This is a genomic window from Inquilinus limosus DSM 16000, from assembly GCF_000423185.1.
GTDB classification, from domain to species: Bacteria; Pseudomonadota; Alphaproteobacteria; order DSM-16000; family Inquilinaceae; genus Inquilinus; species Inquilinus limosus.
The window spans coordinates 578,429-594,282 of sequence record NZ_AUHM01000001.1 but is presented as its reverse complement, the minus strand read 5'-3'; the positions used below and the strand labels follow the sequence as shown (position 1 = coordinate 594,282).

The following is a 15,854-nucleotide window of genomic DNA, read 5'->3' as shown; positions in this document are numbered from 1 at the left end:
ATAGCTACAAGCGAGTGTTATCCCGAGTGTGCCTTGGTGCTATGACGACTTTATCCGTGCGTTGCGGTGGCACCAACCGTCAGCGCGACGGTCGTTCGCTAATAGCGAACTTTCTTCTTGATCTCGCGGCTTCGGTGCGCTAGGATTCTATCGTCGAACTGTTCGGGGGATAAGCCATCACACACTGGGGCTCAATGAGCTCCGCGGAGGGCGTAAGCCTTCTACCTTCCGGCCGGCACGAGGCGTGACGGACGGGCGGGCGCGCGCCGATGGCGGCGCGCGCCCGTACAAGCAGGGTAAATTGTTCCCGGCCCCTACCTTCTTTGCCCCGATGGCAGCCAAGCAATCCCGCTTGGTTGGTGGAGAAGGAGATAGTCCAATGGAAACGTTGGGCGAGTTCGACCGGGAACAGCGGCGGGCCAAGCCGCGTCGTCGTCGGAGATGGGCAGATGCTCTGATCCGACCCCAGACCGTGAAGGCCCTCATCAGGTTGGCGCCTCTGCTGGCCAAGTTGGTCCAGCTGGCGATCGAACTGGTACGGGTCTTCAGGCATTAACCCGCCGCCCTGTCTTGTACTAGACGGAGGAATCGATGATCAACGAAGCTCTCCGGTTGATACGCGTCTTTCATGACATGAAGCAGTCGGAAACCGCCGAGAAGCTCGGCATCTCAAAATCCTACCTCTCTGAAATTGAGAAGGGGCATAAGATTCCAACATTGGAGTTACTTTCCAAGTATTCCTCAGTGTTCGCTATTCCTGCATCTTCTATAATGTTCTTTTCGGAGAGCATGGACAAAGGATGTGGCTTTAATCAAGCTAGAAATGTTGTTGCGTCGAAGATAATAGCTCTAATGAGATTCCTTGAAGAGCGATCTAGCCATGCACACGACGATGCGACCTAAGCAATATCAGCTCAATCAATCGCCTTTTTTTAAATTACGATCTCGGCGAAAGCTCGCCGAGGTCCTCCGCATTTCGTTAGCCGATTTAAATGCGACACTGAAGAAAATAGATTTCAGTTATAATACGTTCGAGACAGAAAAAAAGAGCGGCGGAACGCGAATAGTTGAAAATCCGCGTAAAAATTTAAAGTTACTTCAAACGCGAGTCGCTACTCTACTTTCGAGGATCGCTCCTCCAAATTACCTATTTTGTCCGGTAAAGGGACGATGCTATGTAACGAATGCTGATCAACATCGCAATAACAGAATTATACGATGCTTAGACGTTAGGAAGTATTTTCCAAGCACATCAAGTCGGAAAGTGTACTGGTTTTTTCATGATGTCATGCTTTGTTCGCCGGACGTCGCCGCGATGTTAGCTCGCCTCGCAACATATAATGGATACCTACCGACCGGCAGCCCACTAAGTCCGATAATGGCATATTTTGCACACTATGATCTGTGGCAGTCGATAGCCGACATCTGCTCGAAGAACGGCTACACGCTTACGGTCTATATTGATGACGTGACGATATCGGGGCCCACCTTGAGCGCAGCCGCTATTTGGAAAATAAAGAAACTCATACATCGCCATGGTTTACAATATCATAAAGAAAAAATCTATGTTGATCGGCCTGCCGAAGTTACAGGGGTGATAGTACGGAATGGCAGGCTTCTCGTTCCAAATCGGCAACTCGCCAAGCTATACAGGGCAAGGAGAGAGTTCCTCGATTCCGGTGATCAAGATCAGAAGTCGCATATTGCAACCCAGATATCCGGCTTGGAAGGCCAGATTAATCAAGTAGCGAGACATGGTTGAGCTGAGGGTGGTACCTGGCTCGTTATATGGCGCGCACGCAATCGCCGAGGCTAATTCTCATGTTTAACCTATTAGTATCAGCTGACGGAGAGGCCTGGGAGGGCCGGTCATGCTCGATGGATATCGGCCGATTTACCGAATACAGCGGAAGTGAGGCCGAGGTCGTTTCACTTGCAAAGCCAGAAAGCTTGAAGCCCCTGGAGTTGGTTCCAACCCTGTTGATGTATGAAACCGGCGTTGCAGGCCCCAACCCAAAGGTGGTCCGGCATGGGCGGATCACCAACCTCCGACGAGAGGGAGGTAGACTCAGCTTCGAGTTCGAGCCGCATGCTGAGCGGGGTTATCTCCGTCGCGACACTATTCAGGAGGTTTCAGAGCGCCTTGGCATGCATCGTTTTGAGTTCACTAGAACTCATTGGGCCATCAAAGATGGTGAGATTCCCGAAGAGCTACTAGCTCAGGCGACACCGGAGATCCCGCACAGGTCGCCTGCGACTATCGTGGACGACTATGTCAATGCGCTGAGCAATGGCTCGCCCTCTGAGTTAGAGGCTGCCCGCGAAGAGTTCGAAGACCTGCCCGGCAGCCTCGAAAAGGCGGCCGCATTCTTGCGTGTCAGTCGACAAACGGCACCGACGTTTGAGGCATATCCTCATCTTGGTGTTCTGCCGAGAAAACAGGCAGGGCGACAGGCTCTGGAAGAGGCATTGGCGACAGATCCTGAGCTTTGGCTGAACGATAACCCTCTTTCCTGCGCTTGGTTCCTTGACCTTTACGGCAGCCCCACTGAAGCAGTGCTGCTTGATCAAGCAATCGCCGCTTGCGAGGCAAGGGTCAGCCATCTGACAGCCCTGAGCGAGCACGAGAGTTCCCCAGAAGAACTCTCGGAGACCTTGTGGAAATGTGGAAGAAGCCAAAGGCTGTCCATTCATCTCCGATCAGGGATCAATAAGCTTTTGAGCCGGCTGGCACAGAAACAGACACGACCCGGCGGATACTGGCAGGACCGCGACGGAGGTCTTGCTATTCGCGCTACCGCGATGGCGACTGTAGCTCTTCAGAGATTGGGAGATGACAAGCAGCGAGATGGAACGCGGCAGGCTGTGATTTATTTGTGTTCCGCTCGCAATGAAGATGGCTCAATAGTGCGGACCCATTCGGAAGATGCAGGAGACGTTATCGCAACGAGATTTATGCTTGAAGCAGTTAGGAGATCTGGACTGGCGGCGGAGCTAAATCATGTCCTGCAAGCCGGAGAGGAGTGGCTAGAGCAGCATCAGCATCGATCTGGAAAGTGGATATCCTCGGGGTGGAGTGATCAAGATACCACTGTGGCCGTGCTTGACTATTTAACGAGCGAGGAGCTATGCTGCCACAGATGGAGGGATTCTTCCTCATGGCTCGTGATTTTTACCGAAAGGCTGAGGAGCTCCGTTACGAAGGAGGCGCCAACAACAGGCGCTTGGCCGCAATCGCCGCAGTCCATGCTATGGAGATGTTCCTATATGGGCTATTCGAGCGGCATCCTGAACTAGGCCTCTCGGCGTATAAGGAAAATGGCGTTGAGACTTTGGGGCCTCGAGAGGCACTCAACTCGTTGCAAAGCGCTCTCCGAGATACTGGGAAGCTGCAAGAGAGATATCGCCTATCCTATCGTGATCAACTGAGTGGATTCATCGGAAAGCGTGATGGGATAATCCATCGTGCTCAGGAAATAAGTGATGAAGAGCTTAATCACGGTCTTAAAGCTGTTCAAGGATTTATTGAGAAATATGGATCTGAGTTGGTGAATCTTGATCTGTTGCAGTGATAGTTCGCGAAAATTGGGCCCGTTCAATTCCAGACCACGATGTATTATTTTGAGCGCGCTGGTGAAGGTCGCCCCGCCGCGATCTGCGTCGCGACGGTAGCAGCGGCCAAGTGGCCTGTTCGAGTTCGAACTCGGAGATGGGCGCCGGCTATCTGATGCGGCTGATTGCCAAGCTGCCTTGTCCCGATTGTCCCAATCATGCTCTGATGCGGATCGAGACAATCGGGACACAATCGCGCCAATGAGGGCGCACCGAGGAGGAGGGCCGCCATGTGGATGCCGTCGCTGGTCGACCGCTCGGGGCCGAAATATCTCCGCATCGCCGACGCCATCACCGAGGGCGTCCATGCCGGGCGGCTGAAGGTCGGCGAGCGGCTGCCCACCCATCGCGACCTCGCCTGGCGGCTCGGCGTCACCGTCGGCACCGTCAGCCGCGCCTAAGCCGCCGCCGACAGCACCGTTCCTGCCGAGGGAAGGCCGGGCGGAGCCGTGCCGGAACCGGAGATCGGAAACCCTCGTTGTCTCCGTACTCTCGAAGCAGCGTCTGCCGAATCGGCGCCTCGGCGACGCGTGCAATAAGGCGCCACTGGGAGGCACAGCCATGGACCCGCAGTCCGAAGACGCCGGCGATTCCACGAGAACCACATTCGAGGCGGAAGAGCCAACCGCCTCCCCGACCACGGCCGCACCCGCCGGCAGCCTTGGCAAGACCGGTGATGCGATCAGGCGAACCGTCCGGGACGTCGCCGGACGCCAGAAGCAGGCCGGGGCCGATATCATCGATGCGACAAGCCGGGCCATGCGCTCGGCCGCCGACGATCTGGAAGGCCAGAGCCCCGCGGTGGCGGATGTGATTCGGGACGGCGCTGAACGCATGTCGAACACGGCCTCCGCATTGCGGCAGCGAAGCGTCGATGAACTGTTCGAGAGCGCGGACCGGTTCGCCCGCAGCAGGCCGGCCCTCTTTTTCGGGGCCGCGCTGCTCGCCGGCCTGACGCTGTCACGCTTCCTGAAAAGCTCGGCGAAGCCCATCCCCTAAGGAGAGAAGCCATGGCGGTCGCACGGTTCCATCGCCCGGTCTCCGAGGTCATCACCGACGTCGTCATCCAACTCAGCAACCTGGTTCGCGCAGAAAGCCGCCTCGCGCGCGCGGAAATCTCGGAAAATATCGGCCGCGTCGGGGCCGGCATCGCCCTGACGGCCATCGGTGCGGTCCTGATCATTCCCGGCTTGGTGGTATTGCTCGAGGCTGCCGTCGTCGCCTTGATGAACTCCGGGCTGACGGCGTGGGCGGCGGCGCTCATCGTCGGCGGCGCTGCGCTGATCATCGGGCTGATCCTGCTTTTGGTCGGCATGGGCCGGCTGAGAGCCGCGAGCCTGGTTCCCGACAGGACAATTCACCAGCTGCAGCGTGACGCGGCCGTGGTGAGGCAGGAGACGAGCCATGACGCACACAGAGCAGCTTGAGCGCGAAAGCGAGCAATACCGGGCCGCGCTGAGCGACTCGCTGGCGGAGCTTCGCACGCGGATGACGCCGGGCCATGTCCTCGACGAGGTGATGGGTTATACGCGGGATTCGACGGGTGCCGCCTTCGTCGGAAACCTCAAGCGCCAGGCCGTGGACAACCCGTTGCCCTTGGCCCTTGTCGGGACCGGGCTTGCTTGGCTGATGCTCGCCGGAACCGGCCGCGCCGAGGCCAGGGAGCCGTCAGAGTCGGGCGCCGCCGTGGGGGCGCGCACGGACACCGAGGAGGACACGGCCGGGGGCGGCGCCGGAATCACGGAGATGGCGTCGCGACCAGGCGACAAGGCCAGCGATCTCGGCCAGCGCGTCGGGACGGCGGTCGAGGCCGCGGGCTCCACGATCGGCGGCGGCGTGTCGTCGGCTTACGAGGGCATCGCAAGCCGGGCCAGCCGCGGCGCCTCGGCCGTCGGCGGTTCCGCCGCTGCCGTCGGACACCGGATGGCGTCGGTCACCCAGAGCTTCCGGCAGCTGTGCCGCGACGAGCCGCTGGTCCTGGCCGGACTCGGCATTGCGATCGGGGCCGCACTCGGCGCCATGCTGCCTGAAACGGAGATCGAGAACCGCACGGTCGGCAGCAGCAAGGACAAGCTGAAGCAGGAGGCTGAGGATTTCGCCCTGCGGCAGCTGGACAAGGCCGACCAGGTTGCCGAGCATGCCGTCAAGGAAGCCGGCGCCGAGGCGGAACGCCTGGGACTGACGGGCGAGGGCGTCACGGACGAGGCGGTCGCCGCCCTCGAACGCGGGAATGTCGTGCCCCCGCGCGACCCGTCGTCGGGCGGGGCCTGACGGTCACGCCTCTCGACAATCCTGTCATGTCCTCGTCGTAGCCAGCCTCTTCTGGCCTGATTGTCCCGATCGTGCTGTGATGTGGATCGAGACAATCGCGCCAAGGAGGAGGCCGCCATGTGGATGCCGTCGCTGGTCGACCGCTCGGGGCCGAAATATCTCCGCATTGCCGACGCCATCGCCGAGGACGTCTATGCCGGGCGCCTCAAGGTCGGCGAGCGGCTGCCCACCCATCGCGACCTCGCCTGGCGGCTCGGCGTCACCGTCGGCACCGTCAGCCGCGCCTATGCCGAGGCCGAGCGCCGCGGCCTCGTCGCCGGCGAGGTCGGGCGCGGCAGCTTCGTCAAGGCCGGCGCCCGGTCCCAGGCCACGCTCGACATGCCCGCCGTCGGCGGGCCGCAGACCATCGAGCTCGGCGTCAACCGGCCGCCGACCCATGTCATCGCCCCGGAATTCGCCGAGGCCATGCGCCGCATCGCCGGCTCCAACGCCCTGCCGGAGCTGATCAACTACCAGGCCCATACCGGGCGGTGGGAGCACCGCGCCGCCGGCGCCCAGTGGATCCGCCGCCGCGGCATCGAGGTCGGGCCCGAACGCGTGCTGGTCACCAGCGGCGCCGAGCACGGCATCACCGCCGCGCTGATGGCGTTCAGCGACCCCGGCGACCCGATCCTGGTCGAGGAGCTGACCTGGTCCGGCGTCCGCGCCCTGGCCAGCCTGCTGCGCCTGTCGCTGCGCCCCGTCGCCATGGACGAGGAGGGGATGACGCCGGAGGCGCTGGAGGCCGCGGCCCGCGCCTCGGGCGCGCGCCTGCTCTACACCACGCCGACGCTGCACAACCCGACCACCAAGACGATGTCGGAGGGGCGGCGGCGCGAGATCGCCGAGCTGTGCCGCGACCTCGGCATCACCATCGTCGAGGACGACATCTACGGCTATGTCGCCGAGGACCCGCCGCCGGCGCTGGCCAGCTTCGCGCCCGAGCGCAGCATCTACATCACCGCGGTGTCGAAGAGCATGGCGCCGTCGCTGCGCATCGGCTTCGCCGCCATGCCGTCCGACCGCATCGGGCGCTTCAGTTCCGCCGCCCGCGCCACCAACTGGATGGCGCCGCCGGTGATGGGGCAGATCGCGGCGGACTGGATCGAGGACGGCACCTGCGACGTCCTGGCCGACCGCATCCGGCGCGAGACCAAGGCCCGCCAGGCCGTGGCTGCGCGGGCGCTGGACGGGCTGACCTGGCATACGAAGCCCGGCTGCTTCCACATCTGGCTGGAGCTGCCGGAGCCGTGGCGGGCGCAGGATGTGGTGGCGGCGGCGCGGCAGCGGGGCCTGGCCATGACCTCGACCGAGCTGTTCGTGCCCGGACGGGCGGAGACGCCGCACGCCATGCGCATCACCCTGACCGCCGCCTCCGACGCCGAGGAGCTGGAGCGCGGGCTGCGCGCGCTCGTCGAGCTGCTGCGTAGCGATCCGGATCTGAGCCTGGCTGCTGCTTGATGAACGCCGTCATTGCGAGGAGCACAGCGACGAAGCAATCCAGGGGCCGGAGCGAGCCGCCCTGGATTGCTTCGCTGCGCTCGCAATGACGTGGCTGCGAGCCGCCTCTTCGCCTATTCCTAGCCATCCCCAACCGGAAAGACGCCGCCCCGTGACCGCCATCCTGTCGATCCAGTCCTCCGTCGCCTATGGCCATGTCGGCAACTCGGCCGCGGTGTTCCCGCTGCAGCGCCTGGGCATCGATGTCTGGCCGGTGCTGACCGTGCATTTCTCCAACCACACCGGCTACGGCAGCTTCCGCGGCCCGGTGTTGGCCGCCGACCAGATCGCCGAAGTGCTGCGCGGGGTGGAGGAGCGCGGCGTGCTGCCGGGCTGCGACGCCGTGCTGTCGGGCTATATGGGCGACGTCTCGCTCGGCCATCTCGTGCTCGACGCCGTGGCCAAGGTGAAGGCCGCCAACCCGAAGGCGATCTATTGCTGCGACCCGGTGCTGGGCGATGTCGGCCGCGGCTTCTTCGTCCGCCCCGGCCTGCCGGAGTTCATGCGCGACCGCGCCGTGCCGCAGGCCGACATCATCACCCCGAACCAGTTCGAGCTGGAGTACCTGGCGGCCCGCCCGGTCTCGACCCTGGCCGACGCGCTCGCCGCCGCCCGCGTCGTCCAGGCGACCGGGCCGAAGATCGTGCTGGTCACCAGCCTGACCCGGAGCGACGCGCCGGAAGGGGTGATCGAGATGCTGGCGGTGGCGCCGGAGGGGGCGTGGATCGTGGCGACGCCGCGGCTGCCGATCACCGTCAACGGGTCGGGCGACATCACCGCGGCGCTGTTCCTGGCGCATATGCTGCGCACCGGCGACCCGGCCGTGGCGCTGGGCCGCACCGCCGGCACCGTCTATGCGGTGATGGAGGCGACGCACACCTCCGGCCAGCGCGAGATCCAGATCGTCGCCGCCCAGGCCGCCATCGCCAACCCGCCGGAGGGGTTCGAGGTGAAGACGGTGGAGGGGTAGGGCGGGGCGTCAGCACGAGCTGAGAGAACCCCCTCCCCCTGTCCCCCTCCCGCGAGGGGAGGGGGGACTCATTTACATCGTGCGTCGGCCGGCCGCTCTCCCCGACAGTGACCGCCATCACCCGCGACAGGCCGCTCCGCTCGTGTAGTATCGCGGGGCCGGGGCGGGGGACGCCCGGTGCTGACGATGGAAGCCCATGCCCGATATCGCCCTGGCCGTGCTGGCCATCGCCGTCCTTCTCGTCCTGGTCGCGCTGCTGCAGCCGCTCGCCACCCGGCTGTCGCTGCCGCATTCGGTCCTGATCGCCGGGCTGGGCATCGCCCTCGGCAGCGTCGCCACCGTCACCGGCGCGATCGGCGGCGGCGGGCCGCTGTCCGAATTCGCCCATGCGGTGACCGGCGGCGAGATCCGGTCCGAAGCCATCCTGCACATCTTCCTGCCGATCCTGCTGTTCGAGGCCGGGCTGCACATGGATGTGCGGCGGATGATGGACGACCTGGCGCCGATCCTGACCCTCGCCGTGGTCGCCGTGCTGGTGTGCAGCCTGGTGGTCGGCGTGGCGCTGTGGGGCACCTCGAGCCACGGCCTCGTGCTGTGCCTGCTCTTGGGCGCCATCGTCGCCACCACCGACCCGGCGGCGGTGATCGGCATCTTCCGCGACGCCGGCGCGCCGCGGCGCCTGACCATCCTGGTCGAGGGCGAGAGCCTGCTGAACGACGCCGCGGCCATCACCCTCTACATCGTGCTGGTCGGGCTGCTGACCGCCGGTGCCGGCACCGGCCATGGCGAGGCCGATGCCGGCGGCGCGCCGCTCTTGTTCCTGCGCTTCTTCATCGGCGGCGGGCTGTTCGGCTTCATCGCCGGTCGCCTGGCCTTCATGGTAATGCGGCCGCTGAACCGCTACCCGGTGGCCGAGGTCGCCTTCACCCTGGCGCTGCCCTACATCGCCTATGTCGTGGCCGAGCGCTACCTGCACGTCTCCGGCGTGGTCGCGGTGGTGACGGTGGCGCTGGTGGTCGGCTCCACCGGACGGGTCAGGATCTCGGCCGAGGGCTGGGAGGGGCTGGAGAAGGTATGGGCGCTGCTGGGCTTCTGCGCCTCGACCCTGATCTTCATCTTCGCCGCCATGCTGGTGCCGGAGTTCCTGCGCGACGCCACGGTCGAGGACGGGCTTCTGCTTCTGGTGCTGATCGCCGCCGCCTTCGCCGCCCGCGCGATCGTGCTGTGGGGGCTGCTGCCGGTCCTGACCTGGCTCAAGGTCTCGCAGCCGGTCAGCACGCCCTATCGTCTCGTGATCCTGTGGGGCGGGCTGCGCGGCGCCGTCACCCTGGCGCTGGCCCTGGCGGTCAGCGAGAACCCGCTGCTGGGCACCGAGGCGACGCATTTCGTCGTGGTGCTGGCCACCGGCTTCGTGCTGTGGACGCTGCTGGTCAACGCCACCACGCTGCGCCTCGTCATGCGTGCGCTCGGCCTCAACGCGCTCTCCGCCACCGAGCTGGCGCTGCGCGACCGCGCCCTGCACCAGGCGCGCGAGGGCATCGCCGAGCGGATCGAGGAGATCGCCGAGGAGCAGCACCTGCCGCCGGAGGTGGCGAAGGAGGCGGCCGAGGCCTATCGCAGCCGGCTCAGCGGCCTGGCCAGCCGGCCCTTCATGCTCGACCCGAAGGAGCGCGAGCGCATGGGGCTGATGGCGCTGGCCAACCGCGAGCGCGACCTGGTGGTCGAGCATTTCGACCAGAAGCTGATGTCGCGCCGCACCACCGCCGACCTGCTGGCCCAGGTGGGCCGGCTGCACGACGGGGCGATGACCGGCGGCCGCGCCGGCTATCTCGCCGCCGCATCCCGCAACATCGGCTTCGGCCCCGGCTTCCGCTTGGCCATCCTGCTGCAGCGCACCACCGGCTGGGAGGGGCCGCTGTCCAGCCGCATCGCCGACCGCCTCGAGATGCTGAAGGTGGCGCGGATGATGATCGAGATGCTGAAGCGCCACGCCGAGGCCGAGATGCGCCGGCTGCTCGGCGCCGAGGTGTGGCAGTCGCTCGACGCCGTGCTGACCACGCGGCTCGACGCCTGCGTCGCCGCGATCGAGGCGCTGCGGCTGCAATATCCGGACTATGAGCGGCGGATGTCCGAGCGCTTCCTGCGCTGGGCGGCGCTGCGGCTGGAATCGGCGGAATACGACGAGCTGCGCAACCAGCAGTTCATCACCGGCGAGATCTACGAGGACCTGCAGCGCGACGTCGGCCGGCTGTACGAGACGCTGCAGCGGCGGCCGCAGCTGGACCTCGGGCTCGGCACCGCCGAGCTGGTGCGGCGCCTGCCGTTCTTCCAGGGCCTGTCGGAGGAGCGGATCGAGCAGATCTGCAAGCTGCTGAAGCCGATCTTCGCGGTGCCGGGCGAGACCATCGTGCAGGCCGGCGACCGCGGCGACACGATGTATTTCATCTCCTCCGGCGCGGTCGAGATCGGCCGCGGCGGGCGCAAGTTCCGGCTCGGCCGCGGCGACTTCTTCGGCGAGATGGCGCTCTTGATCAGCGGCCGCCGCACCGCCACCGTCACCGCCATCGCCTTCTGCAAGCTGCTGGCCCTGACCGCGCGCGACCTGCAGGCGCTGGCCAGCGCCCATCCCGACCTGCGCCGCACCATCACCGAGGTCGCCCGCGCCCGCAGCGCCGAGACCGAACGGACCATCTCGGCGCTCGGAGAAGAGACGGTCTGAGAGGCCTCCGGCCCGGTGGTGCCGATGGCTGCTTCGCTCTTTATTATTCAATTGTTTTATTGAATGATGTGTCGACAGGTGCCCGGCCGGTCGGGCCCCATGCCCTGGAGACACGGAATGACCGCACACCGATCGTCCGATGACGCGGCCCCGCCGAGGACGAGGCTCGGCTTCACCATCCTCGCGGTGGTGCAGGGGACGCTGATCTTCACCATCGCCCTGATCATGGTGCCGCTGCCGAGGATCGCCGCGGAGTTCGCCCTGACGTCGGCGGATCTGCTGCTGCTGCAGGTGGCCTACGGCCTGCCGTTCAGCGGACTGCTGCTGTTCGGCGGGCGCCTGGCGGACCGCTATCGCGGGCGGCGCATGTTCGCCATCGGGCTGACCCTGTTCGGCGCCGCCTCCCTCGCCGCCGCGGCGGCGCCCGGCTTTCCGGTGCTGGTGGCGGCGCGCTTCGCCCAGGGCGTCGGCGGCGCGCTGACGGCGCCCGCCGCCATGGCGGTGCTGCGCACGCTGTTCCCGAAACCCGCGGCCTATGGCCGGGCCATGGCCGCCTGGGGCGGCGTCTCGGTGCTCGGCGCGATCCTGGGCTTCGTCGCGTCCGGGATCCTGACCACCTGGCTGTCCTGGCGCTGGATGTTCGCGGTGCCGGTCCTGGTCGCGCTGGCCGGGCTGGCGTCGGTGCGCGGCGTGCTGCCGGCCGACCGGGCCGACGACGCCGTCCGGCCGGGGCTGGACCCGGCCGGGGCGCTGCTGGCCACCGCCGGCATCGTGCTGGCGAGCTACGGCCTGATCGCGAGCGGCGAGCATCCCTGGAGCTCGGCCGCCGTATGGGGGCCGCTGGCCGCCGGCGCCGCGCTGCTGGCCGCGTTCCTGGGCGTCGAGCGGATCGTCCGCGATCCGCTGCTGCCGCCCGGCTTCGTTCCGAGCCCCTGCCGGACCGTCGGTCTGCTCGGGATGCTGCTCGCGGCCGCCGGCTCCGCCCTGATCGAGTTCGTGCTGTCGCTGTACCTCCAGGGCGCGAGGGAATGGTCGCCGCTCGCCACGGCGCTGGCCTTCCTGCCCTTCGCCGTCGCCCTGATGGCGGCGAACCATCTCGCCCCCGCCCTGGTCGGCCGCTTCGGCCCGGCGCGGGTGACCGTCGCCGGGCTGCTCGCCGCGGCCGCGGGCCTGGGCCTGCTCGCCGGCATCGACCGCGGGACCGACTATGCCGCCGGACTGCTGCCGGGCATGGTCCTGCTCGCCGCCGGCATGTCGCTGATGTTCTCCGGCTCCGCCGTGCTGTCGACGATGAATGTCCCGCAGCGGCAGGCCGGCCTCGCCGGCGGGGTGATGAACACGGCGATGGAGCTGGGGCCGACGGTCGGGCTGGCCGCGCTGATGGCCGTCGCCGCGACCCGGCCGGACGCCGTCGACGGCTATGCCTGGGCCTTCGGCGCGGGGAGCGCCGCCTTCCTCGCCATGGCCCTGGCGGCGGCGGTGCTGCTGTCGCGCACGGCCTGCCGCGCCGCGCCACAAGCGGAGCCGTCGCCGTCCTATTGAGCCTGCGCCCGGCGGCGGGCGCGAGCGGCACGATGTCCCGGCGCCCCGTCTCGGCTAGAGTGGCGGGATGGCGCGATTCCTTCCCCGTCGCCGCTGGGCGATCGGCATCTCCAGTCTGCTCACGGCCCTGGTCGGGCTCGCCATCGCCGCGCGCTGGCTGCTGCCCGGCTGGGTCGAGACGGAGGCGGTCGCCCGCCTGCGGGCCGAGGGCGTGCCGGTCGAGCGGCTGACCGTGTCCAGCGTCGATCTCGGCTCGGCCGAGATCGGCGGCGTCGCGGTGGCGGACGGGCGGATCCAGATCGACCGCATCTCGCTCGGCTTCAACCCCTGGACCCTGATCCGCGAAGGCCGGCTGTCCTCGATCGCGCTCTCCGGCGTCTCGATCCGCCTCGGCATCGACCGCTCGGGCACGCTGGACCTGCCACGGATGGAGGTGCTGACCCGAAGCTCCGGCGAGGGCGGAGGAGGGGGGCTGACCCAGATCCCGTTCCAGACCATCTCGGTGCGCGACAGCACGATCGTCGTCGACACCCCCTGGGGCCGGATCCGCACGCCGGTCGAGGCCGACGGCGCGGTGAACGAGCTGGGCCGGCTGGTGTGGAGCGGGCGGCTGCGCCCGGCCGGCGCCGGCGGCGTGGCCCAGGCCAAGTTCGACCTGACCAACACGCCTCAGGGCCAGATCTATGGCGGCGTGCAGCTGGAGCAGGCCAGCTTCCGGTCGGACCAGCTGGCGCTGAACGGGGTCAGCGGCTGGATCGCCTATGGCGGCGAACGCGAGAGCAGCGGCGAGATCCAGGGCGCGCTGACGGTGGCGGAGGTCGAGCGCGGCGCCGCCCGGTTCCGCGATTTCGGCGTGCAGGGCCACGGCACGCTGCAGCGGCTGCAGCAGCTGATCATCGGCGCCAAGATCGGCACGGGGGACGGCAGCGTCGGCCTGCAGGTGCAGGGCGCGCCGCAGGGTGAGGGCACCAACCTGGCGCTGCAGGTCGCGGCCAACAATCTGGGGGCGGTGGCGCCGGCCCTGGGCTTCGAGGGCGGCGTGACCGGCAAGGCCAATGTCAACGCCTGGCTGACGCTGCGCACCCCCGGGCTGCCCAGCCTCGACGAGCTGCCGGAGCTGCTGGCCGACGGCTTCCTCCGGGTCTCGACCGACGGCGTCCAGGCCGGCACCGGCGTAGCCCTGCAGACCGGGCAGCTGAGCGCCACCATCGACCTGTCCGGCGGCACCCTGACCCTGGCCGGCAGCCGGCCGTGGAAGGTGGCGGGCCGCTTCGCCTCGGGCAAGCTGTCGGTCGATCTCGACTGGCTGCCCGGCGACGGCGGGCCGCAGCGCTTGGAGTTCAGCCGCGAGGGCGACACCTGGTGGACGCGGCTGGCGGGCGCGACCAAGGGCAATGTCGCCGGCTTCGACGTCGCCGGCTCGATCGACGCCGAGCTCGGGCTGAACGATGCCGGCCAGGCCAAGGTGCGGGTGCCGGAGGCGGTGCTGGACCTCGACCCCTTCGAGGCGATCGGCCTGACCATCGACCCCGGCCCGATGACGGTCACGGGCGAGACCACCGACGCCGGCTGGACCGCGACGCTGTCGGGCAGCTCGGCCATCGGCCTGCCGGGCAAGGAGGGCGGCAATGCCACGGCGCGCGGCACGGTCCGGGTCGACACCGTCGGCCAGCACCTGACGGTGCGGCCGGTGAACGGCGAATGCCTGTCGCTGGACGTGCCGGCGCAGGACTTCACGCCACGGCTGCGCCTGGCCCGGCCGGCGGCGGCGCTGCTGTGCCCGGACGCCGGGGGCCGGCCGCTGCTGGAGACGGATCTCGACTCCGACCGGCCGCCGCTGGTGCGCGCCGCGGTGCCGGCGCTGGCGCTGGACCTGTCGATCGGCGCCGGCGCCGACGCCACCCGGCTGACCGCGACCACGCCGGTCCTCGCCATCGCCCCGGCCCAGCCCGACGGCAGCTACCGCCTGACCGCGGCCGACGGGAAGCTGGCGCTGCCCGATGCCGGGCTGTCGGTGGAGGATGTCGATGCCGAGGTCGCGGTCGTGCCGGGCGCGGCGATCCCGTTCGACGCCGACCTCACCGCCGCGCGGCTGGCGATCGAGGGCGACCCGGTGGTGCCGATGAAGGCGAGGATGCGCAGCCGGCTCGACGCCGCCACCGACATCCTGTCGCTGGAGGCCGAGCTGACCGACCCGCGGGGCCGGGCCCGCGCCACCGGCACCGGACAGCACGATCTGACGACCGGCGACGGCGGCCTCGACCTCGTGCTGGACCCGGTGCGGTTCCGCCGGCGCGGGCTGCAGCCGAAGGATGTCGTGCCGGCCCTGGCGGGGCTGCCGCTGACCTGCGTCGCCGGCCGGATGGAGGGCGGCGGGCGGATCGCCTGGGGCAGCGCCGCGGAGACCGCGATCGGCCTCAGGCTGCGCAACGCCGCCTTCGGCACGCCCTGGGGCCGGGCCGAGGACGCCACCGCCGAGCTGCGGCTCGACCGCTTCTCGCCGCTGCGGCTGCCGGCGGGGCAGCGGGTCAGGATCGGCCGCTTCCTCGTCGACGACGACATGCCGCCGCTGACCGATCTCGACGCCCGCTTCGGCTGGAGCCGGACCGGCGGCGTCGACCTGCGGCAGCTGGCGCTCGACTGGACCGGGGCGAAGATCACGGTCGAGGGCGGCTCCGGCCGTCGTCGGCCCTCGGTGCTGCGGATCGAGGGGCTCGACCTCGCCCGCGCCGTGGCGGCGGCCGGGCTCAACGACGTGCGGGCCACCGGCATCGTCGACGGCACCATCCCGTTCCGCCTCGACCGCGACACGATCGTGGTGGAGAACGGCGTGCTGGCGACGCGCGGCCCGGGCGAGATCCGCTACGGCGGCGCGTCGGCGCCGGACGAGATCAAGGCGGCGGCCGCCGCCGAACCGGGCATGGACACGCTGATGACGGCACTGCGCAATTTCCAGTATCAGTCGCTGCGGGCGACGCTGGACGGCCGCAGCGACGGCGAGGCGAATGTGAAGCTGGCGGTGCGCGGCTCGAACCCCGACCTCTATGGCGGCTTCCCGATCGCGCTCAACGTCAATCTGTCGGGCGCGCTGTACCCCATCGCCCGGCGCAGCCTGGCGCTGGCGCGGATCGGCGACCGGATCCGGGACTATTACCTGGAGCGGCTGGGAAGCCGGGCCGAGCCGCCGTGCTGACGAGAAGA

12 protein-coding genes are annotated in these 15,854 nt (G+C 67.7%); all 12 read left to right on the top strand.

The window, feature by feature from the left end; all coding sequences use genetic code 11:
- The first annotated feature begins 591 nt into the window (after positions 1-591).
- On the top strand, positions 592-903 hold the full coding sequence (locus G537_RS42805) for a helix-turn-helix transcriptional regulator (protein ID WP_081688532.1): 312 nt from the start codon (positions 592-594) through the stop codon (positions 901-903).
- Entirely contained in the window at positions 881-1,762 is an 882-nt protein-coding gene (locus tag G537_RS45580) for a reverse transcriptase family protein (protein ID WP_211230265.1), read from the top strand. The genes G537_RS42805 and G537_RS45580 overlap by 23 nt, the downstream gene beginning before the upstream one ends.
- A 116-nt stretch (positions 1,763-1,878) precedes the next feature.
- Complete coding sequence (locus G537_RS43460; RefSeq protein ID WP_155888472.1) at positions 1,879-3,297, top strand: prenyltransferase/squalene oxidase repeat-containing protein; 1,419 nt, start codon at positions 1,879-1,881, stop codon at positions 3,295-3,297.
- A 545-nt stretch (positions 3,298-3,842) separates the two neighbouring features.
- On the top strand, positions 3,843-4,013 hold the full coding sequence (locus tag G537_RS42795) for a GntR family transcriptional regulator (RefSeq protein WP_081688531.1): 171 nt from the start codon (positions 3,843-3,845) through the stop codon (positions 4,011-4,013).
- A gap of 160 nt (positions 4,014-4,173) precedes the next feature.
- The gene (locus G537_RS41845; protein WP_051247734.1) at positions 4,174-4,611 is read left to right on the top strand and encodes a hypothetical protein; all 438 of its coding nucleotides are present in this window, start codon (positions 4,174-4,176) and stop codon (positions 4,609-4,611) included.
- An 11-nt stretch (positions 4,612-4,622) separates the two neighbouring features.
- Positions 4,623-5,039, top strand: a complete 417-nt coding sequence (locus G537_RS36140) for a phage holin family protein (protein WP_034850371.1) — start codon at positions 4,623-4,625, stop codon at positions 5,037-5,039.
- Positions 5,017-5,883, top strand: a complete 867-nt coding sequence (locus G537_RS0102905; protein ID WP_026868826.1) for a DUF3618 domain-containing protein — start codon at positions 5,017-5,019, stop codon at positions 5,881-5,883. Before G537_RS36140 ends, G537_RS0102905 begins: the two co-directional genes overlap by 23 nt.
- A gap of 117 nt (positions 5,884-6,000) precedes the next feature.
- Entirely contained in the window at positions 6,001-7,383 is a 1,383-nt protein-coding gene (locus G537_RS36135; protein ID WP_034850370.1) for an aminotransferase-like domain-containing protein, read from the top strand.
- A gap of 151 nt (positions 7,384-7,534) precedes the next feature.
- Positions 7,535-8,392 (top strand): pyridoxal kinase PdxY, encoded by an 858-nt coding sequence (gene pdxY, locus G537_RS0102895; protein WP_026868825.1) that lies wholly within the window; start codon positions 7,535-7,537, stop codon positions 8,390-8,392.
- Positions 8,393-8,588: 196 nt separating this feature from the next.
- A complete protein-coding gene (locus G537_RS36130; protein ID WP_051247733.1) occupies positions 8,589-11,111 on the top strand; it encodes a cation:proton antiporter in 2,523 nt (840 codons plus the stop codon).
- 117 nt (positions 11,112-11,228) lie between these two features.
- Positions 11,229-12,653 carry an MFS transporter gene (locus G537_RS36125; protein WP_051247731.1) on the top strand — a complete coding sequence of 475 codons (1,425 nt, stop codon included), beginning with the start codon at positions 11,229-11,231 and terminating at the stop codon, positions 12,651-12,653.
- 67 nt (positions 12,654-12,720) lie between these two features.
- Positions 12,721-15,846 carry an intermembrane phospholipid transport protein YdbH family protein gene (locus tag G537_RS0102880; RefSeq protein WP_026868824.1) on the top strand — a complete coding sequence of 1,042 codons (3,126 nt, stop codon included), beginning with the start codon at positions 12,721-12,723 and terminating at the stop codon, positions 15,844-15,846.
- The last annotated feature ends 8 nt before the right edge of the window (positions 15,847-15,854 follow it).